We start from the raw sequence: 19,540 nt of genomic DNA, 5'->3' as shown, positions 1-19,540 counted from the left end.
GTCAGCTGGTTGGGAAAATGATCGGCTGGACGATCTCGATGCGGGTTCCGACGTGGTCGCAGGTCGGCAGATCGTGGTAGACCTCCCAGCTGTCCCCGGTCGCGACCGCATGCTCGGTTTCCAGCCAGTCCTGGACGGCGTGGTAAGTGAGCGGGAGTTTCTCGTCCGGGTCCGTGTGCCAGACGGCCAGCACCGGTCCGGCCGGAAGTGAGGATGCTTCAACCTCTCCGCCGGCCGCGATCAGCGCACCCACCGGGAAGCCCGCTTCGGCCTCGATCTCGCCGCCGGGCAGCGGATGCCAGCGGGCGAACGGGTAGCCGGTCGGAGCGATGCCGCGGTGACGCAGGTGCTCGGCCACGACTGCACACGCCGAGGGAACCCAGTCCTCCAACTGCGCAGGCACAAGGTGACCCCGCCGGACGGCGGTCAATTCGTCGCTGTGGAATCTCACCTGGGGCATCGGTGCATCACCACCAGTTAATGTACGTCGGCAATCGGCTGGAAGGACACTGTTTGCCGAAAGGGGTGGAGCTTGACGATTCCGGGTGTCGAAACGCTGCGGCAGTATCAGCGAGGCTGGTTGCGGTCCGACGTACTCGCCGGCCTGACGGTCGCGGCGTACTTCGTTCCGCAGGTGATGGCGTATGCACAGCTCGCTGGGCTGCCGGCGGTGACCGGGTTGTGGGTCGCGCTCGGTCCGCTGGTGCTCTACTTCTTCCTCGGGTCGTCACGGCTGCTGTCGCTCGGCCCAGAGTCGACGACGGCGCTGCTCACGGCTACCGCGATCGGGCCGCTCGCCGCTGGTGATCCGGTGCGGTACGCCGGGTTGGCCGCCGTACTAGCGCTGCTAGTAGGAGCGATCTGTCTGCTCGGGTGGGCGGCGCGACTCGGGTTTCTGGCGGATCTGCTGTCCAAGCCGGTGCTGATCGGCTACCTGACCGGTATCGCGGTGATCATGATGACCGGCCAGTTGGGCCGACTCACCGGCGCGCCCGTCGAGGGTGACTCGCCGCCGGCGGAGGTGGTGTCAGCGCTCCGGTTGATCGGCGACTGGGAGCCTGCTCCGGTGCTGTTGTCGGTGGCGGCTCTCGCGTTGCTGCTCGCCCTGGCGCGCTGGACGCCGCGCCTACCTGGCCCGCTCGTCGTGGTGGCGCTAGCAGCGCTAGTTACTTGGGCGGCTGACCTGGGCGACAGGGGAGTGGCACTGGTCGGTTCGGTTCCGAGCGGTCTGCCCGTGCCGCACGTGCCCGCGCTGTCGATGCATGACCTCGGCCTGCTCGTACTACCCGCGGTAGGCGTCGCTCTGGTCGGCTACACGGACGTCGTGCTCACCGCCCGCGCCTTCGAGAGCCGCGGCGGTGGGCGGATCGAACCAGGCCGCGAGCTGCTGGTCCTCGGACTGGCCAACGTCTCGGCCGGCCTCCTGCGCGGCTTCCCGATCAGCAGCAGCGGCAGCCGTACCGCCCTCGCCGACGCCTCCAACGCGAAGAGCCAGGTCTACTCGCTGGTCGCCGCGCTGACGATCGTCGCGACGCTCCTCTTCGCCGGCCCGCTGCTCGAGACGTTCCCGATCCCCGCGCTCGGCGCCTTGGTCGTGTACGCCGCGCTGCGCCTGATCGAACTGGGGGAGTTCCGCCGCATCGCGTCGTTCCGGCGCAGCGAGTTCCTGCTGGCGGTGGCGACGACCGTCGGCGTGGTCGCGCTCGACGTGCTGTACGGCGTACTCGTCGCGGTCGCTCTTTCCGTCATCGACGTACTGCGCCGCGTCGCCCGGCCGCACGACGGGATCCTCGGCTACGTGCCCGGGATCGCGGGGATGCACGACCTCGACGACTACCCGGATGCGCGGCCGGTGCCGGGTCTGGTCGTGTACCGGTACGACTCGCCATTGTTCTTCGCGAACGCCGAGGACTTCCACCGCCGCGCCCTGGCCGCGGCCGACGAGTCGACGACTCCGGTGCGCTGGTTCTTGTTGAACACCGAGGCGAACGTGGAGATCGACATCACTGCCCTCGACGCGCTCGACGCCCTCCGCGAGGACCTGAAGTCCCGCGGCATCGTCCTGGCCCTCGCCCGCGTCAAACAAGAACTCCGCGATGACCTGGCCAACGCCGGCTTCCTCGACCGCCTGGGCCCCAACCGTGTCTTCTACACCCTCCCCACCGCGGTAGAAGCCTTCCGCAACGAACCACCGGACAGCTAGCCGGGGCGGCCGGCCGTGTCATCGACGCCGCGCTAACCGGGGACGACGTCCAGGGCCTGCCGGGCGATCTCCCATTCCTCGTTGGTGGGGATGACCAGGACGGCGACCGGGCTGTCCCCGGTGGAGGCGATCTGGTCGTTGTTGGCGTTCCGGGTTGTGTCTAGGTGAATGCCCAGACCCTCCAGACCGCTCAGGGCGGCCGCGCGGACCTCGGCCGAGTGCTGGCCGACGCCGGCGGTGAAGACGATGGCGTCGACTCTTCCCAGTACGGCGTAGTACGCGCCGATGTACTTCTTCAAGCGGTAGCAGTAGATGTCGAACGCGAGCTGTGCCCGCTCGTCCCCGGCCGCCCGGCGGCGCGACACCTCGCGGAAGTCGTTAGCGCCGGTGAGGCCCTTGAGCCCGGACTCCGAGTTCAGCGCGCGGTCGGTCTCCTCGGCCGACCGCCCCGCGACCCGCGCGAGATGCCCGTGGATCGCCGGATCGAGGTCGCCGGACCGGGTACCCATCACCAGACCCTCCAACGGCGTCAGCCCCATCGACGTGTCCACCGACCTGCCGCCCTGTACGGCGGTCGCGGAGCAACCGTTGCCGAGGTGCAGCACGATCAAGTTCACGTCCTCCAACGAGCGCCCGAGCAGTGCGGCGGCCTGTCCGGACACGAACGAGTGCGACGTCCCGTGGAACCCGTACCGCCGGATCCCGTACTCGTCCTGCCAGGAACTCGGCACCGCGTACGTGTAGGCGTACGGCGGCAACGTCTGATGGAACGCGGTGTCGAACACCGCCACATGCGGAAGGTCCGGCAGCAGCCGCCGCGCGACCTCGATGCCCTCGAGATTCGCGGGATTGTGCAACGGAGCCAGCGGCACCAGGTCGGTCACCGCCGCGATCAACTCGTCGTCGACCAGCGCCGGCGCCGCGAACCGGTCGCCGCCATGGACGACCCGGTGCCCGACGGCCACGATGTCCACCTCGGCGAGCGCGGGACCATGCGTCGCAAACGCCCGTACGGCGGCCTCCAGCGCGGCCTCGTGATCGGCCACCGCCCGCTCGTCGTCGAAGTCGCCCGCGGGCCCGTGATGCACGTGGTGGCTCTGCTCCTCGCCGATCCGCTCGACCAGCCCGGTCGCCGCGGCCAGACCCGTTTTCCCGTCGACCAGGCTGTACTTGAGCGACGACGAACCGGCATTGATCACCAGCACATGTCCACTCATCGCGCGCCACCCTGCTGTGCCTGGATCGCGGTGATCGCGACCGTGTTGATGATGTCCCGGACGGTCGCTCCTCGCGACAGGTCGTTGACCGGTTTGCGCAGACCCTGCAGGACCGGGCCGACCGCGACGGCGTTCGCCGAGCGCTGCACTGCCTTGTACGTGTTGTTGCCGGTGTTCAGATCCGGGAACACGAAGACAGTCGCCCGTCCGGCGACGGGGGAATCCGGGAGTTTCGTCCGTGCCACGGCGCTGTCGATCGCGGCGTCGTACTGGATCGGTCCCTCGACCGGCAGTTGCGGTGCGCGTTCGCGGACGATGTTCGTTGCCTTGGACACCTTTTCGACGTCGGTGCCGGCGCCGGACGTGCCGGTCGAGTACGACAGCATCGCGACCCGGGGCTCGACGCCGAACGAGACGGCGGTCGCCGCGGACGAGATCGCGATATCGGCGAGTTGCTCGGCCGTCGGGTCCGGGTTCACCGCGCAGTCGCCGTACACCAGGACCTGGTTCTGCAGGCACATGAAGAACACCGACGAGACGACGGAGACGTCCGGGATGGTGTTCACCACTTCGAGGGCCGGCCGGATGGTGTGCGCGGTGGTGTGGACGGCGCCCGACACCATCCCGTCCGCGAGTCCGAGCTGGACCATCATCGTGCCGAAGTACGACACGTCCCGGACCAGTTCGCGCGCGCGGTCGAGGTCGACGCCGCGATGCTGCCGCAGCCGGTGGTACTCGGCGGCGAACTGCTCGGTCAACTCACTGTTCTCGGGATGTACGACGTGCGCCGCGGCCAGGTCGACGCCGAGCGCCGCGGCCTTTGCGCTGATCGCGGTCGGATCGCCGAGCAGGGTGAGCTCGGCGACGCCCCGCCGCAGCAGTACGTCGGCAGCGCGCAGGATCCGTTCCTCCTCGCCCTCCGGCAGCACGATGTGCCTGCGGTCGGACACGGCCCGGTCGACGAGTTGGTGCTCGAACATGAGTGGCGTCACCGCGCTGCTGCGGGCGAGCGCGAGCTGGTCGAGCAGCGCCGTACCGTCGACGTACTGGTCGAAGAGCGCCAGGGCCGTGTCGATCTTGCGCGGCGCGTCCTTCGTGAGCCGGCCGCGGACGGCGGTGAGCTTGGCGGAGGTGGCCTGCGTACCGAGATCGGTCTCGATGATCGGCAACGTGACACCGAGGCCCTCGATCAGCCGTTGCACCTGGCCGGGGAGTTCGAAGCCGCCGTTGAGCACGATGGCGGCGATCTGCGGGAAGGTCCGGGACGCGTGCGCCATCAGGACGCCGAGCACGACCTCGGGGCGGTCGCCGGCGGTGACGACCGCGGCGCCGTCGAACAACCGGTCCAGCACGTTCGGCATCGTCATCCCGGCGATCATCAGACCGGTGACCTCGCGGGTCAGCAGTTGCGGGTCGCCGCTCAGCAGCCGGCCGTCGATCGGCGCCATCAGGTCGGCGACGAGCGGCTGGTTCAGCACCGGCTCCTCGGGGATCGCGAACGCGGGCGCGCCGATGCCGTCGAGCGCCGCGACGAGAAGCTTGCCCTCGCCGTCGTCCACGCGGTTCGCGATGACCGCGAACAGCGAGCCGTGGTTCGCGGCGAGCTCGGCCGCGGCCATGTCGGCGATCGCCCGTACGTCGTCCGGCGTACGGCCGAACCCGTTCAGCACGAGCAGCACCGGCGCGCCGAGGTTCGCCGCGATCTTGGCGTTGAACGAGAACTCGGTCGGCGTGCCGACATCGGTGTAGTCGCTGCCGACGATCAGCACCGCATCAGCCTGCTCGGCGACCGCGTGGTACCGCTGGACGATGGTGTCGAGCGCCGCGTCGGGATCCTCGTGCACCTCGTCGTACGTGACCCCGACGCCGTCGTCGTACGACTGCTCGACCGCGTCCTGCGAGATCAGCAGATCGAGAACGTAGTCCCGTCCGCCGTGTGTCGCGGTGTCCGCGCGGACGATCGGCCGGAACACCGCCACCCGTCCGACACGTCGGGACAACTGGTGGAGCACCCCGAGAGCCACCGTCGACTTCCCGGTCGTGCCCTCCACCGAAGCAACGTAGACACTGCTACCCATACCGCGAACCCTACGGAACCGCAGGGCTCGTCAAGGCGTGCAGGTGGTCGATCATGGTGTCGACCGCGATCCGCAGCGGCGCGGGATCGCGATTCACCTGGCTCAGCAGCAGCCCGCCCTGCACCGCCGCGAGCATCGCGACGGCGAGGTTCCCCGGGTCGGCGTCGGCGGCCAGCTCGCCGCGTTCCTGCATTTCGGCGAGGCCTTCACGGATGAGCTCCTGCCAGCGCGCGAACGCGGCGGCGAGCTGGGTGCGGGCGACCGGGTCGCTGTCCGAGAGGTCGCTCGCCAGCGATCCGAGCGGGCAGCCGCCGACGCACTGCATCTCGGTGAGGATGCCGACCATCACGTCCCGCCACCGGCCCAGCGAGTCGATCGTGTCCAGCCGCTCCAGACAGCCTTGCTGGACGTCAAGCGCCTGCGCCGCCTGGTGGTCGATGACCGCCGAGACCAGAGCGTCCTTGCCGGGGAAGTAGTGGTACAGCTGCGACGGGCTCACGCCGGCCGCGGCCTGGATGTCATCGATCGTGGTGCGGGCGACGCCGTGCTCGAGCATCAGCCGCGCCGCCGCTACGACGATCCGGTCCCTGGTCGCCTGGCCTTTCCTGGTCAGCCCTGTCATGCCACCCACCGTACGGATTTTGGAGTTGATACTCCAATTTGGTCGGCGAACTATCGGTGGCAACGACTCCAACTAGTGGATGGGACCGATATGACGCAGGATTTCGCCGGCCGGACCGCACTCGTGACCGGCGGCAACAGCGGGATCGGCCGCGCCGTGGCCGGGCAGCTCGCGCGGCGCGGCGCGCACGTGGTGATCAGCGGCCGGGACGTGGCCCGGGGGAGCAGGGCGGTCGAGGAGATCCGGGCCGCGGGCGGTACGGCGGACTTCGCCCAGGCGGACCTGGCGGACGTGACAAGTGTGCGGTCGCTGGCGAAGCAGGCGATCGAGCTCGGCGGCGGGCAGGTCGACGTACTGATCAACAACGCGGGGATCTTCCCGTTCGGGGCGACTGCCGAGGTGTCGGAGAGCGACTTCGACGCCGTGTACGCCGTGAACGTGCGGGCGCCGTTCTACCTGGTCGCCGAGCTGGCTCCGCTGATGGCGGCGCGGGGGACGGGCGCGATCGTCAACGTGACCACGATCGTCGCGTACGTCGGGATGACTGGAATGGCGGCGTACGGCTCGAGCAAGGCGGCCGTCGAGCTGCTGACCCGGGCCTGGGCGGCCGAGTTCGGGCCGGCGGGTGTACGGGTGAACGCGGTCAGCCCCGGACCGACCCGCACCGAAGGCACCGCGAGCATGGGCGAGAACCTCGACAACCTGGCAGGCACGACACCCCTGCAGCGCGTCGGCGCCCCGGACGAAGTAGCCGAAGGCATCGTCTTCCTCGCCTCCGACGCCGCCTCCCTGATCCACGGCGCCACCCTCCCCATCGACGGCGGCCGGCTAGCCGTCTGACCGCGCGGGGAGGTTCTGGCGGGCGAAGGCAATGGCCTCGGTGAGGAGCGACTGCCAGCGGGCGCGGTCAGGGGTGGGGATGGTGACCCACTCGCGCATCGGGTTGCCGGTCGGGGCGAACGGGCTTCCGGTGCCCTCGGCGATGAGCGCGGTCACTCGGTCGGCGGGGAGTTTGAGGATCAGGGCCGTGCCGTTCCTCTCGAGGCAGGCGACGAATTGCCCGGCGAGACGGATACAGGGGTGTCCCATGATCGTGCCGTGCCCGATGGCAGGGTCGTAGAGCAGGTCGTCGGTGAGCTCGTCGTACAGCTCGCGCGCGGCGTCCCCGCCGGTGTTGGCCGGCGGGGACGTGCGGTGCGTGGGTCGGGTCATGCGGCGGGCGGGGTGAAGACCCCGAACTGGTTGCCGGCCGGGTCGCGCAGGTAGGCGAACGCCAGGGGGCCGTCGAGGCTCTTGTTGATCACGGTGCCGCCGAGCTGTTCGGCGTCGGCGCAGGTGGCTTCGACGTCGGCGACCAGGATGTAGAACACCGCGTGGTTCGGCAGCTGCCCGTTGGTGCCGAAGATGCCGCCCATCGGCTGGTCGGCGCCGGAGGCCTTGATGTTGCGGTACTCGAGGCCGGTGGCGGCGAGGGCGCCGTCGGACTCGAAGGTCCAGTCGAACAGGCTGCCGTAGAACTTCTGGGTGGTCTCGGGGTCGTCGGTCGCGACCTCGAACCAGGCCAGCGTGCCAGGGGCCGGAGCACTCATCGATCTCTCTCTTTCATCCGAGGAACAATGAACCCCACGGTTTCAGCGGTTCGCGACAGCCCTATGTCGGAGTTGGGAAAAGATCCTCGGGACGGAGCGCGGCGGCCGGCAGTTTGGTTTCGTAGCCGTCGACTCTCAGCTCGCCGGTCGAGAGTGGCCGGGAGGGTGGTGTCGCAGTGCGCTCGGCCCGGGTGATCCGATCCATCCGGAATACCCGCTCCTCCTGGCGCAGGTGGCACCACGCGGTCAGGTAGGAGCCGTTCGGCCCGACGACAACGTGTTGCGGCTCGACGTCGCGCTCGGTCCCGACACCGCCCACGTCGGTGTACTCGATCCGCAGGACCTGGTTGTCCCGCACCGCACGCCAGATCTGCTCGGCGACCTCCCCGTCCGGATCCGGCACCGGCTGCACCAGGAGCCGCACCTTCGCCGCCGCCGTCCGCGCCTCGTCCAGATCCCGCTGCGGCATCGCGGCCACGATCTTCTGCAGCGCGGTCCGAGAGTCACGCGAGAACAGCACATGGTTGCTGCGGCTCAACGCCACCGCGACCGCCATCGCCTCCCGCGCGGTGAAGTTCAGCGGCGGGAGGCTCATCGACCGGTCCACCGAATACCCGCCGGTGCGGCCCTGCTTCGTCGCCAGCGGTACGCCAGCCTGCCCGAGCGCACTGAGATCGCGCTCGATGGTCCGCACGCTCACCTCGAAACGTGCCGCCAACTGCCGCGCCGTACGCCCCCGAGGCCCCGCCGCGCGTAACTCCTCCGCGAGCGCATACAGACGATCGATCCGGTTCATGCCCGCAGGCTAGGCGCGGCCACCGACATATTTACTGCGGGAGCTCGGCGCCGGTGCGCTCGGCGAGCATGTACGTGGCGTACCAGGTCGGCCAGTTCTCGTCGGCCTGGCCGGTGCGAGCCTCGTGCTCGCCGTGGGCCGCCGCGGCGCGTCGAAGAGCCGCTTCGAGGTCGTCGACGGAGGTGTACGTCGCATCGTCCACCCGGCCGGGCAGGCGCTTGGTGACCTCCTGCAGCAGCCAGGTGTTGCCGTCGGGGTCAGTGAACGTCGCGAAGGACCCGTAACTCGACCGCTCGTCCGCCGGTCCGGTCACCCGACCGCTGGTGTCGCCGGCCTCGAACTGCGCACCGGGAGCCGCGGGGTGGAAGACCTCGCTGACCTTGGCGCCGTGCGTCAGCAGTTCGGACCGCGCGGCCTCCACATCGGTGACGACCAGGTAGAGCCCTTGCGCGGTGCCGGGCTCGGCCGAGGTGATGTTGGTGCCGAACTGGACCGAGGCGGGGGAGCCCGGCGGGGTGAACTGGACGACGCGGAACCCGTTGTCGAACGCGAAGTCCGCGTCCAGCCGCCAGCCGAGGCCGCTGTAGAACTCCTTGGACCGTTCGGCGTCCGCGACCGGGATGACGACGGCTTCGAGCTTCAGATCGGTGCTCATGACTTCCTCCAGGGGATTCGACTCGTTCATTGACCTCCACAATGCCGGTCGGGCGCCCCCGTGACACCAGTGAGAATCCCTGGTCATTACCCGGGCACACCGGTGACCGGCTCTAGAGTGCTGTCACGTGGACCATCAGATCGTTCTGATCGCCGGAGCCGGGCTCGCGATCATGATCGCGGCCTCGGTGTTCGCGCGCCGGACCGGCGTCGCTGCGCCGCTGCTGCTCGTTGCGCTGGGCATCGGGGCCAGTTACCTGCCGAGTACGCCGGCCATCCACATCGAGCCCGAGATCATCCTCGCGGGCGTCCTGCCGCCGCTGCTCTACGCGTCGGCGGTCCAGCTCCCGGTGCTCGACGTACGGCGGAACTTCGGGCTGATCTCGTGGTTGTCGATCGTGATGGTGATCGTGTCCGCGCTGGTGATCGGGGCGGTCGTGCACGCGCTGTTCCCGAGCATCCCGTTCGCGCTCGCCACCGCACTCGGCGCGGTCGTGAGCCCGACGGACGCGGTCGCGGCGACCGCGATCGGGCACCGGGTCGGGCTCCCGCCACGCCTCATGACCGTTCTCGAAGGCGAGAGTCTCGTCAACGACGCCTCGGCGCTCGTCGTCCTGCGGACGGCGGTCGCCGCGCTCGCGGTCACCAGCCATTTCAGTCTCGGTCACACGGCTCTCGACTTCGCGTGGGCAGTCGTCGGCGCGATCCTCATCGGTGCGGCCGTTGGCCTGCTGACCGCCGTACTGCGGCAGCGCCTCGACGACCCGGTACTCAACACGACGATCTCGTTCGCCGTACCGTTCCTCGCCTACTTCCCGGCCGAGGAGGCGCACGCGTCCGGCGTACTCGCCGTGGTAATCGCCGGCCTGCTGACAGGAGCGCTCGGCAGCCGGAAGTTCAGTGCCCGCGACCGGCAGACGCAGGCGACCACCTGGACGACGATCAGCTTCATCCTGGAGAGCGGTGTCTTCCTCGCCATGGGGTACCAGCTGCCGGAGCTCGTCGACGACGCCCGCGCGGAGACGACGATCGGCGAGATCACCGGGCTCGTCCTGCTGGTGATCGGCCTGCTGGTCGTCCTGCGTTTCCTCGGGCTGGCCTGGCCCTGGCTGCAGAGCCGGTTCGGCCGGAACGGCAGGAGCGAGCAGGTCCGGGCTCAGCTGGACCAGTTCGAGGAGCACCTGGACTCGATGGAGCCGGCGGGTGCGCGCGAGGAGAACCGCGTCGCCTGGGCGCGCAAACGGCTCGCGCGCGGCCGGGCGGACGCGGACTTCGAGGAGCGCGAACCGATCACCGGCCGCGGCCTGCTGGTGCTCGCGTGGGCCGGGATGCGCGGCGTCGTGACGGTCGCGGCCGCGCAGACGATCCCGGCCGGTACGCCGCACCGCGACACGGTCGTGCTGGCGGCGTTCATCGTCGCGCTGATCACGCTGGTGGTGTTCGGGATCTCGCTGCCTGCGGTGATCGCGAAGATGCGGTTCCGGCCGGAGAGCAGTGAGGACAAGCGCGACTCGGTGCAGGCGCTGATGCGGCAGATCGGCGAGGCCGCGATCGACGCGGTCGGCCCGCTCGAGGAGCAGACCGTCGACGGCGAACCCCTCGATCCGGTCGTGGTCAGCACGCTGAAGGACCGGATCGTGCCGCGCCTTGTCTCAGGGAGCCAGCAGCTCCGGGAGACCAAGGCGGACACGCGCGAGCAGATGGAGATCCTGCAGCGCCGCTACCTCGACGCGATGCGCGAAGCCCTCGGGACCGAACGCAGTATCGGGGTGTACAGCTCGGAGACGTACCGCCACGTCGAGGGCTTCCTCGACACCATCGAACAGCGCTTCGCCACGTCCTAGCACCTCGATTCACCAGTCTGCGACGCGTTCCTGGCTGCGGTCCTCGGTGGCGACCAGGACGTCGAGGAGGAACTCCTGGAGCTCGGTTCGGATGTCTCGGTGGAGTGGGTCGTCCCAGAGGTTCTGCAACTCGTTCGGATCGGCGGCGAGGTCGTACAGCTCACCTGTCCTGGCGGTCGCGGGGGAGGCGTGCTGGACGACGAGCTTCCAGTGGTCGCGGCGCAGCATCGTGAGGTGGATCGGGGTTGGGTACGGGTGGCCGCTGTTGCGGTACTCGCTCAGCGCCCAGCCGCGGCCCGTTGCGCGATTGGTGGCCAACGGCAACAGATCCTGTCCCTCGCCGAGGGGCCGCAGTCCGACGGCGGTGAGGATCGTGGCGCCGAGGTCGATCAACTGAACGAGCTCGGCGCTGCGAGTGCCGGCGGGGATCGTCGTGGGCCCGGTGCAGAGGAGCAGAACGTTCGGCCGCATGCGAATCAGTGTATTAAATCTCGAGGGTTGACAATAATATGGTCGGGCGGTCAGAGTCGGGTCCCGTGGGTAGGGAAACGTCCGGACCGCTCAGGCTGCTCCGGGAGACACACGAGGAACGGGTCCTTTCGGTCCTGCGCACCCGAGGCCCGCTCACCCGCGCCCAACTGGCCGAACAAACAAACCTCTCCCGCGCGACACTCTCGTCGATTGTCCAAACCCTCCTCAGCAACCAGGCCCTGGTCGAGCGCCCTGAACACACTTTGGCGGAGCAGGCGGTGCGGGGGCGGGGGCGGCCGGTTTCGGTGGTGATGTTGAATCCGGCGGGTGGGCTCGCGCTGGGGATGGATCTCGGGCAGCGCCGGATTCAGGTGACGATCTCGAACGTCGCGCACGAGTTCGTCGCCTCGGGCGCGGTGGCCTGCGCGGAACGTACGCCGTGGGCCCGCCGCCTGCAGCTCGCGCTGGACCTGGTCGACGACCTGACCACCCGCCACGACGTCTCGCTGACCGCACTCGCCGGAGTCGGCGTCGGCATCGTCGGCCCGGTACCAGTTGGCGCAGACTCGGCGGGACTTGTGCGTTCCGATCGGATCGCGTTGGTGCGGGACACGCTGCGTGCGAGGTTCGGCGTACCTGTTTATGTGGACAACAACACGCGGCTAGCGGCGCTAGCGGAGGCTGTGTGGGGTGCTGGCTCGGGCGTGGACAGCACGTTGTATTTGCGGCTGTCGTACGGCGTCGGTGGCGGGCTCGTGCTCGGTGGGCGGCTGTTCGCGGGAGCCGGCGGCGCGGCAGGGGAGCTGGGGCACATCAGCGTGAACCGCGACGGACCGTCCTGCTCCTGCGGCGGGCGCGGCTGCCTCGAGCGCTACGTGTCGCTGACAACCCTCCAGGCGCAATGCAACGACATCCTCGACGCCCGCGACGAGAAGGCCCGCGACCTGGTGGCGGAGGCCGGCACACGCATCGGCGAGGTTCTGGCCGCAGCCTGCAACACCGTCAACCCGGAAGTCGTCGTGATCGGCGGCGAACTGGCCGAGACCGGCGACCACCTGTTCAAGCCACTGCAAGCCGCACTCCGCCGATACACGCACAGCCAGGTCCACCGCACGGTACGAGTCACCCGCGCAGCACTCGGCCCCGACGCCGCAGCCCGCGGCGGCATCGCCCTCGTACTCACAACATCACCACCGGGGACCGAGTGGCGAACCGCACTCGACCAGGAGGCCGTCCGCCCGTGACTCCCGCCGCGACGATCGATGTCCACCGGAACCGGCGGCACGCCATCGACCCGATGATCTACGGGCATTTCCTGGAGTCCGCGTTCTTCGGCAACATCGAGGGCGGCGTCTTCGACGAAGGCTCACCGCTCGCGTACGGCGGCGACGGTCCGCGGAACGGTCTACGAACCGACGTGATCCAGCTCTGCCGGGAACTGGGTCTCCCCGTGGTCCGCTGGCCGGGCGGCAACTTCACGTCGGCGTACCACTGGGAAGACGGCGTCGGATCGCGCGCCTCCCGGCCGCGGCGGCTCGAGCTCGCGTGGGGATCGGAGGAGAGCAACCACTTCGGCACCGACGAGTTCCTCGCCTGGTGCGCCGAGGTCGGGACCGAGCCGTACCTCGCACACAGCTGCCGCGACGTCGACGAGGCGGTCCGCTGGGTCGAGTACACCAACCACGACGGCGACACCGAGTACACCCGGCGGCGGGCGCGCAACGGCCATCCGGCGCCGTACGGAGTGAAGTACTGGGGACTCGGCAACGAGGTGTACGGCGACTGGCAGATGGGCCACCGCAGCGCCGCCGCGTACGCCGCCGACGCGGCCGAGCACGCCCGCTTCCTGCGAGCTGTCGACCCATCGCTCAAGTTCATCGCGGTCGGCAAGACCGACGACCGCGACGGCTGGACCGAGACCGTACTAGGTGCCGTCGGCAACCAGATCGACTACCTGTCGTTCCACCTCTATGGTGCCACGACGCAACTGGTCGACGGCGAGGCGGAGTACGACGCGATCGTCGCCCAGTCGCTTTACTTCGAGCAGCAGATCGTCGAGTACTCGGATCTGGTCGGCGGGATCGCGGCCAGAAACGCCGGCGAGCGCTCTCTGGCGCTCTCTCTCGACGAGTGGAACATCCGGCACGTCGAGCCCGCGACCTGGCCGGAGCCGCAGCCGTCGGACGACGGCGGGACGGTCGCCCGCGAGGTCGACGGCTTACCGACCAGTCCCGCTCACCGCGTGAACCGGTGGAGTCCGAGAACGCTCTCCGACGCGCTCTTCTACGCCGGCGTCTTCCACGCCCTGCACCGCGCGGGCGGTCGCGAGGTCCCAGTCGCGATGGCGAACACGGTGAACCTGCTGAACGCGAACGGCGTGATCGTTGCCCGTCCCAACGGTGCCGTGCGCGCGGCGACGTACCACGTCTGGGACCTGTACCAGAACCACCTCGGCCCGATCGCGCTCGCCGCCGACGTACGGTCGCCTGGCAAGCTGACCGCTGTACGGCAGGGCGACGAACGCGACCACCGCGGTGAGTTCCGCACCTATCCGGCGACCGTCCCGGATCTGGACGTCTCCGCGACCCAGACTGCCGACGGCAGCTCGCTCCGCATGACCGTCATCAACCGCCACCGCGACACCGCGATCCGCGCCGGCCTGACCCTCGACGCGAGTCGAGACACCCTGCCGGCACGGGCCGCGGTGAAGGAACTGACCGCGGACGACGTACTCGCGTCCAACAGCCTGACCGCCCCGGACGCCGTGAGCTTGCGCGACCTAGGCACCGTCGAACTGACCGACGCAAGCTACGACTTCCCACCCCACAGCATCACGCTGCTGTCCTTCGACCTGAGCTAGCCGATCACACGGTCCCGCTGCTGTTCACGTCGACCCGTTGTCGGAGATCTCGCCGATCGCCGAGGAGTAGTGTCGCGAACATGGACGGCAACGCGCGGGTGCTGGTGATCGGTCTTGACCCGTACCGCGTTCCCGGGCCGTGGGACCCGGAGCCGGTCGTGACCGGGATCCAGGTCGGGATGGCGGACTTCGCCGCGCACGGCGTCGGCGCCCAGACCTGCCTCGTCGGGCTGGACGGCAGCGACGACATCGAGGCGGTGGTGAGTGCGGCGTTGGCGGCTCAGCCGTGGGAGTGCGTGGTGATCGGTGGCGGGATCCGGAGGAACGAAGATCAGCTCGAGCTGTTCGAACGGATCGTCAACCTGACCCGGCAGCTCGCTCCCGATGCGGCAATAGCGTTCAACAGCAGGCCAGACGACACGTACCAAGCGGCGGCGCGCTGGCTCAGCGCAGATCGAGGCGCATGAGGATGCGGGGGTGGCCGGCCAGTGTCGACGTGGTGTCGGCGGCCTTGGTGAACCCGGCGTGCTCGAAGTTCTTGCGGATCCCGGCGTACGCCATCGTGAGATCGACCTTGCTGTCGCCGTTGTCGAGCGGATAGGCCTCGACCACCGGCGCCCCGTTCTCGCGCGCGAACTCGACCGCGCCGGCGATCAGCGCATGCGAGATCCCCTGGCCGCGGTGCCCTGGCCGTACCCGGATGCACCACAACGACCACACCGGCAGCTCGTCGACGTGCGGGATCTTCCGGTTCCGGGCGAACGTCGTCGCAGCGCGCGGTGCGATCGCGGCCCATCCGACCGGCGTATCACCGTCGTACGCAAGGACCCCCGGAGCAGGCGTCGCCCGGCAGAGCTCCTCGACGTACGCGCCACGCGCTGGTCCAAGCAGCGCATTGTTGAGCTTGGACGGAATCCGATAGCTCAGGCAGAAACACACGTTGGACGTCGGCTTCTTCGGCCCGATCACCGCCCGCACGTCCTCGAAGACACTGGCCGGCCGCACGTCGATACTCATGGAGCTACCTCGGCCTCGCCGCAGGACACATGGTCAAGGAAACCTCGTCCGGACCACGCTGCTCCACCTCGAGCAGCTTGCGATCCTCGGCGTACCGAAGAGTCCTGCGTACGTCGTCCTCCGACGCCAAGGTGCGCTCGGCGAGGGACGCGATCGTCTGCTCGCTCCCACCCCAGAACACAACCGACACCAGGTCCGCGGCATGGGCCGTGAATTGACCCATCGCCTGGGAGAGTTCGAGCCCCGCGGTGACGTGGTCTGGCAGCTGCAGGACGTCCTGCGCCAGGGGCTTGTCCTTGACGGCGGCGTACCGAGTGCCGTCGAAGGTCAGAATCTGAAGGGCGACGTACAGCGGCAGCAGGTCACGTCGGACCCTCGGCTCCGGGACGCGAACCTGCCGGGCGACGTCGGCGAGCGTCGGCCATCCCTCTCGGCTCGGTCCGACATAGAACGGTTTGCCGAGCCAGTTGGGACCGCGGTGGTGGTCGGCGCCCCAGGAGTTGATGTCGTCGACGGTCATACCCTCGGCCGGGCCGGTCCATTCGACGACACTCGCGACCTCGGGTACGTCGAGCCCGAGCAGCGACCTCCATCCCGGATCGGCCTTGCGTACCGGTGATCGGTGGCGGCGGAGCCAGCGGGGTGGGTTCGCGGGCTCCTTGTCCGGCCAGAAGTCGAGCTGCCAGAGGTCGGTCGGCTTCAGATCGTCCTCGTCCTCGGGAGGTTCCGGCGCAGCAGGCAGCGGGCGGTGAGCCGCGCGGATGCGGTACATCCCGGGCTCACCCAGCCGCAGATGTTCATCGCCGGGACCGGTCGTGAGTCCTGTCAGACTGACCGCTCCGCTCGGACTCAGGTACGGAGCCTCGAAGACATCGCTCCACAGGTCGTCGTCGGCCGGGCGGTCGTCGCGCAGTTGCAGGCGGACGACGCACGGCCCGTCGCCGCCCGCTGCGTACAACCACCCGCGTCCCGACCGCCCGAGGGTGCCGACCGGATGCGCATCGTTCGCGGTCAGGTCCTCGTACCAAGACCCTGCCCGCACATCCTGCACCACGAGAATCCCGTCCTCGGGCATGTAGTGCTCGTCTTCGTGCCACCCCAGTACACCCATGCGCGAACCGTAGTACAGCGATCCGACAAAGCTGGTCGGGCTCAGTGCTGGACGGCGTACACGAGCTTCTGGATGCCGTTCGCGTACGACTCGCTCGAGGTGAGGTTGAGGTTGAGTTTGTCGCGGTCGGCGTCGCTGAACAGCCGCTTGCCGGCGCCGAGGAGGACGGGGAAGACGAGCAGGTTGTACTGGTCGATCAGGCCCGCGTCGGACAGGTTGCGGTTGAGGGTCGCGCTGCCGTTGATGATGATCGGGCCGCCCTCGGTCTCCTTCAGCGCGGCGACGTCGTCGAGGGAGCGGAGGATGGTGGTCTCGCCCCAGTTCGACACCAGGTCGCTGTCCTTCAGCGTGGTCGAGACGACGTACTTCGGCATCGCGTTGTAGCGGGCGAACTCCTCGGTCATCCCCGGCCAGACCGGCGAGAACGCCTGGTAGCTGACCCGGCCGAGCAGCAGCGCGGTGGCTTCGTTCTGCTCCTCGCCCTTGAGCGCGTACGCCGCCTCCTCGAACGCGATGTCCTTGAAGGTCCAGCCCGTGTTGCGGTAACCGACCTCGCCGCCGGGCGAGTCCACGACGCCGTCGAGGGAGATGAACGCGGTGGTGATGAGGGAACGCATCTGGTGCTCCTTGATCAAGTGGTGTGAGGTGCTCGTGCCTTTGCTTATGCCTGTGCGTCGTGCCGGTGTCGGTGGAGTCGACACTAGTGGAATGTGACGCCGGTCACTCCGCGGTGATGATCCAGGTTGCGGAGTCGAACAGGACGCCGTCACCGGTGTCGTGCGCCGCGAGCAACGCACGCAAATCGGCCCGCGCACGCTCGGCGTCGGCCGGGGTCAGCTCCGCTAGCAGTGCTAGCGGTTCGCGCAGTTGGAGCACGTTCTCGTACGCCGTCTCGACATCAGGCCCGTAGTACAACTGTTCGCGCACCTCGACAAACGTCACCTCACCAAACCCCGCAGACCTCAGAACGCCCCGCGCGACGTCCGGATCCCCAAGCGAAAACGGCGACTCATCCCGAGCCGCCGCGCCTCCGCCGAGCGTCGCCGGGATCACCTGTGCCCATTCGTTCTCCGCCCGTGACTGCCAGACCATCGCGACGAGCCGGCCACCAGGCCGCAACGCCTTCCGCAAGTTCGTGAACGCACCCACCGGATCGTCGAAGAACATCACCCCGAACCGGCTGATGCACACGTCGAACGCCGCTTCCCCGAAGTCGTACGTCGTCGCGTCCGCGAGCAGATAGCTGACGTGTTCCTCCGCCGTACGTCGTCGCGCCTGCTCGAGCATCTGCTCCGACACATCCACCCCAACCACCTGCCCCCGCCCTGCATCCGCGGCCGCCTCACGCGTCGTCTGCCCACCCCCACACCCGACATCAAGCACCCGATCCCCGTCCCGCACCCCACAAGCAGCCCGGAACCGCCCCTGCAAGAACCGCATCTCGCCGTCATAGTCGAACACGCCCCCAGGCTAGAGCTTCAACCGAAGACAGGCGCCTCCTCGCGCCACCGCCCGCTCCCACCCGCCCAGCAGATGCGAGGCGCCGGGCGGACGGCGGGGGATATCCCCTCGCATTGGGGGTCCTCTGCTCGCATACCAGCGGAGAACCCCCAATTGCAGGGGATATCCGTTCGTGTGCTCGCTGGTCATCGACGTGCTACAGGCGCGTTGGTGAGTGCTGGGGATCCGCTTACAGCGGCTCAAGCGGAGACGAAGGTGACAGGGGTGCCGTCGGGGTCCTGGGTGGCGGCGGTGGGGGAGGTGGTGGTGACGGCCAGGTGGGCGATGGTGGAGGCCGGTGGAGGTACGAGTTTGAGGGTGTCGTGACCCAGGCGGAACGTGTCGTCGGATACGCGTTCCATGCCGAGGTGGGTGCCGTAGAACTCAGCCGCCGCTTCGGGGTCGGGTGCCGCGACGGCGACGTGGGCGAAGTCGACCACCGGGCCCGTCGTGATCGGTGGGACGCGGAACTCTTCCGAGCGCTGGAGCAGTTCGACGCGGACGCCGTTCGGATCTGAGACGAACGCGAGCCGGCCCTGCCCACTCCCGGCAACGCGGGGCGACGAGAGTTCGGCGTACCCGAGGGCCATCAGCCGCGCGTAGTCGCCGTCGAGGTCGTCGGTCATGAAGCCGATGTGGTTCAGCCCGTACGTCGCCTGCGCGTCGGGCTTCTCGTGGTGGAGCAGCTCGACCAGGCCGGTCGCCAGCTGGATGTGTACCCGGTTGACGCGCGGACCGGGCATGAACAACCGGTCGACCACCTCCGCCCCGAGCCCGCCGTAGAACGACAAGCTCGCCTCGAGATCCTGTACCCGGCCACCGACATGGTTCAGCTCGTAGATCACCATACCACCGTAGCAAGCGCTTTCCGGAAGTGTCGCGGGTCGGCGCGTTGCCCGGACTGACTACGGTGGTGGGGTGGCGAAACGCTGGTCGTGGGTGGCGGTCGGAGTACTGCTCGTAGGGGTCTGGGCGGCCTGTTCCGACAAGGACACCACCGCCAAAACAGACCCCACCGCCAAGCCAACCGCCACAACAACCAAGCCGACCGCAAAGAGCACCACGACGACGAAGCCGTGGTACGACGACTACGATCCGGCGCACTTCGCGCCCGACGTACGGCGGTACGCGAAGCAGGCCGGGATCAACCCGCAGTTGCTGATGGCAATCTTGTACAACGAGTCGTACAAGCCGCACGACCCGAAGTTCGAGCGCCAGTGGGCCGAGGTGGATTCCGATCCGGCGTTCGGGATCGCGAACATGCACAAGCCCGCGTTCGACGAGACCAAACGCGGCCGCGACTTCGCGAAGCGGAAGTGGGAAGAGCTGCCCGACAACCCCGCGCTGGCGATCCAGGCCGCGGCCTGGCACCTGCACGACCTCGCGAAGCGGCTGCCGAGCAAACGCGCCGACCTCTACACCAAGGACGAGTTGCTTGCCCTCGGCTACAACGCGGGCGGCGGCAACATGCGGATCTTCGCCCGCGGCCGCAAGGCCGGTTCGCAGGCCCAGTCGTACGTCGACCGCCTGCACGACAACTGGGCGAAATCCGCCGAAGCGCTGAAGAGCTGACAGGAG

At 68.8% G+C, this 19,540-nt stretch carries 21 protein-coding genes; 7 read left to right on the top strand and 14 right to left on the bottom strand.

Going from position 1 to position 19,540, the window contains the following annotated elements; translation table 11 throughout:
- Position 1: 1 nt before the first annotated feature.
- Entirely contained in the window at positions 2-403 is a 402-nt protein-coding gene (locus ACLJOO_RS36565) for a hypothetical protein (RefSeq protein ID WP_410792260.1), read from the bottom strand.
- A gap of 129 nt (positions 404-532) precedes the next feature.
- Between ACLJOO_RS36565 and ACLJOO_RS36560 the strand changes: the two genes are divergently transcribed.
- Positions 533-2,203: a SulP family inorganic anion transporter gene (locus tag ACLJOO_RS36560; RefSeq protein WP_410792259.1), complete on the top strand. Its 1,671-nt coding sequence runs from the start codon at positions 533-535 to the stop codon at positions 2,201-2,203.
- Between the two features lie 32 nt (positions 2,204-2,235).
- Here ACLJOO_RS36560 and ACLJOO_RS36555 read toward each other — a convergent pair whose 3' ends face one another.
- Genes ACLJOO_RS36555 through ACLJOO_RS36545 form a run of 3 tightly spaced genes read right to left on the bottom strand, consistent with a single transcriptional unit; the run spans position 2,236 to position 6,120 of the window.
- The gene (locus tag ACLJOO_RS36555) at positions 2,236-3,420 is read right to left on the bottom strand and encodes an acetate/propionate family kinase (RefSeq protein ID WP_410792258.1); all 1,185 of its coding nucleotides are present in this window, start codon (positions 3,418-3,420) and stop codon (positions 2,236-2,238) included.
- A complete protein-coding gene (gene pta / locus ACLJOO_RS36550) occupies positions 3,417-5,498 on the bottom strand; it encodes a phosphate acetyltransferase (RefSeq protein ID WP_410792257.1) in 2,082 nt (693 codons plus the stop codon). The genes ACLJOO_RS36555 and pta overlap by 4 nt, the downstream gene beginning before the upstream one ends.
- Positions 5,499-5,508: 10 nt before the next feature.
- Positions 5,509-6,120, bottom strand: coding sequence for a TetR/AcrR family transcriptional regulator (locus ACLJOO_RS36545; protein ID WP_410792256.1), 612 nt, complete (start codon positions 6,118-6,120; stop codon positions 5,509-5,511).
- Between the two features lie 90 nt (positions 6,121-6,210).
- Here ACLJOO_RS36545 and ACLJOO_RS36540 point away from each other — a divergent pair, with 90 nt between their 5' ends.
- Positions 6,211-6,960 (top strand): SDR family NAD(P)-dependent oxidoreductase, encoded by a 750-nt coding sequence (locus ACLJOO_RS36540; RefSeq protein WP_410792255.1) that lies wholly within the window; start codon positions 6,211-6,213, stop codon positions 6,958-6,960.
- Here ACLJOO_RS36540 and ACLJOO_RS36535 read toward each other — a convergent pair.
- The 4 genes from ACLJOO_RS36535 to ACLJOO_RS36520 all read right to left on the bottom strand — a co-directional run bounded on the left by ACLJOO_RS36535 (position 6,949) and on the right by ACLJOO_RS36520 (position 9,160).
- Positions 6,949-7,332, bottom strand: coding sequence for a hypothetical protein (locus ACLJOO_RS36535; protein WP_410792254.1), 384 nt, complete (start codon positions 7,330-7,332; stop codon positions 6,949-6,951). The genes ACLJOO_RS36540 and ACLJOO_RS36535 overlap by 12 nt on opposite strands.
- Positions 7,329-7,709 carry a VOC family protein gene (locus ACLJOO_RS36530; RefSeq protein ID WP_410792253.1) on the bottom strand — a complete coding sequence of 127 codons (381 nt, stop codon included), beginning with the start codon at positions 7,707-7,709 and terminating at the stop codon, positions 7,329-7,331. The genes ACLJOO_RS36535 and ACLJOO_RS36530 overlap by 4 nt, the downstream gene beginning before the upstream one ends.
- A 61-nt stretch (positions 7,710-7,770) precedes the next feature.
- Positions 7,771-8,505 (bottom strand): helix-turn-helix transcriptional regulator, encoded by a 735-nt coding sequence (locus tag ACLJOO_RS36525; protein WP_410792252.1) that lies wholly within the window; start codon positions 8,503-8,505, stop codon positions 7,771-7,773.
- Positions 8,506-8,536: 31 nt separating this feature from the next.
- Positions 8,537-9,160, bottom strand: coding sequence for a VOC family protein (locus ACLJOO_RS36520; RefSeq protein WP_410792251.1), 624 nt, complete (start codon positions 9,158-9,160; stop codon positions 8,537-8,539).
- A 127-nt stretch (positions 9,161-9,287) separates the two neighbouring features.
- Here ACLJOO_RS36520 and ACLJOO_RS36515 point away from each other — a divergent pair, with 127 nt between their 5' ends.
- Entirely contained in the window at positions 9,288-11,003 is a 1,716-nt protein-coding gene (locus ACLJOO_RS36515; protein ID WP_410792250.1) for a cation:proton antiporter, read from the top strand.
- A gap of 9 nt (positions 11,004-11,012) precedes the next feature.
- Here the strand turns inward: ACLJOO_RS36515 and ACLJOO_RS36510 are convergent, their stop codons facing one another.
- On the bottom strand, positions 11,013-11,474 hold the full coding sequence (locus ACLJOO_RS36510) for a sulfatase/phosphatase domain-containing protein (RefSeq protein ID WP_410792249.1): 462 nt from the start codon (positions 11,472-11,474) through the stop codon (positions 11,013-11,015).
- A 65-nt stretch (positions 11,475-11,539) separates the two neighbouring features.
- Between ACLJOO_RS36510 and ACLJOO_RS36505 the strand changes: the two genes are divergently transcribed.
- The 3 genes from ACLJOO_RS36505 (at position 11,540) to ACLJOO_RS36495 (ending at position 14,801) form a co-directional block, all read left to right on the top strand.
- Positions 11,540-12,718 carry an ROK family protein gene (locus ACLJOO_RS36505; protein WP_410792248.1) on the top strand — a complete coding sequence of 393 codons (1,179 nt, stop codon included), beginning with the start codon at positions 11,540-11,542 and terminating at the stop codon, positions 12,716-12,718.
- Positions 12,715-14,334 (top strand): alpha-L-arabinofuranosidase C-terminal domain-containing protein, encoded by a 1,620-nt coding sequence (locus tag ACLJOO_RS36500; RefSeq protein ID WP_410792247.1) that lies wholly within the window; start codon positions 12,715-12,717, stop codon positions 14,332-14,334. Before ACLJOO_RS36505 ends, ACLJOO_RS36500 begins: the two co-directional genes overlap by 4 nt.
- Positions 14,335-14,414: 80 nt before the next feature.
- Positions 14,415-14,801, top strand: coding sequence for a hypothetical protein (locus tag ACLJOO_RS36495; protein WP_410792246.1), 387 nt, complete (start codon positions 14,415-14,417; stop codon positions 14,799-14,801).
- Here ACLJOO_RS36495 and ACLJOO_RS36490 read toward each other — a convergent pair.
- The 5 genes from ACLJOO_RS36490 to ACLJOO_RS36470 all read right to left on the bottom strand — a co-directional run bounded on the left by ACLJOO_RS36490 (position 14,779) and on the right by ACLJOO_RS36470 (position 18,810).
- Positions 14,779-15,351 (bottom strand): GNAT family N-acetyltransferase, encoded by a 573-nt coding sequence (locus ACLJOO_RS36490; protein ID WP_410792245.1) that lies wholly within the window; start codon positions 15,349-15,351, stop codon positions 14,779-14,781. The genes ACLJOO_RS36495 and ACLJOO_RS36490 overlap by 23 nt on opposite strands.
- 4 nt (positions 15,352-15,355) lie before the next feature.
- Positions 15,356-16,462: a hypothetical protein gene (locus ACLJOO_RS36485; protein ID WP_410792244.1), complete on the bottom strand. Its 1,107-nt coding sequence runs from the start codon at positions 16,460-16,462 to the stop codon at positions 15,356-15,358.
- 41 nt (positions 16,463-16,503) lie between these two features.
- The gene (locus ACLJOO_RS36480; protein WP_410792243.1) at positions 16,504-17,079 is read right to left on the bottom strand and encodes a dihydrofolate reductase family protein; all 576 of its coding nucleotides are present in this window, start codon (positions 17,077-17,079) and stop codon (positions 16,504-16,506) included.
- 103 nt (positions 17,080-17,182) lie between these two features.
- Positions 17,183-17,923: a class I SAM-dependent methyltransferase gene (locus tag ACLJOO_RS36475; RefSeq protein ID WP_410792242.1), complete on the bottom strand. Its 741-nt coding sequence runs from the start codon at positions 17,921-17,923 to the stop codon at positions 17,183-17,185.
- A gap of 239 nt (positions 17,924-18,162) precedes the next feature.
- Positions 18,163-18,810: a VOC family protein gene (locus ACLJOO_RS36470; RefSeq protein WP_410792241.1), complete on the bottom strand. Its 648-nt coding sequence runs from the start codon at positions 18,808-18,810 to the stop codon at positions 18,163-18,165.
- Between the two features lie 70 nt (positions 18,811-18,880).
- Between ACLJOO_RS36470 and ACLJOO_RS36465 the strand changes: the two genes are divergently transcribed.
- Positions 18,881-19,534 (top strand): transglycosylase SLT domain-containing protein, encoded by a 654-nt coding sequence (locus ACLJOO_RS36465; protein ID WP_410792240.1) that lies wholly within the window; start codon positions 18,881-18,883, stop codon positions 19,532-19,534.
- The last annotated feature ends 6 nt before the right edge of the window (positions 19,535-19,540 follow it).

It is taken from the genome of Kribbella sp. C-35, assembly GCF_046549195.1.
Taxonomy (GTDB): domain Bacteria; phylum Actinomycetota; class Actinomycetes; order Propionibacteriales; family Kribbellaceae; genus Kribbella.
This window is presented reverse-complemented; position numbering and strand designations above follow the sequence as displayed.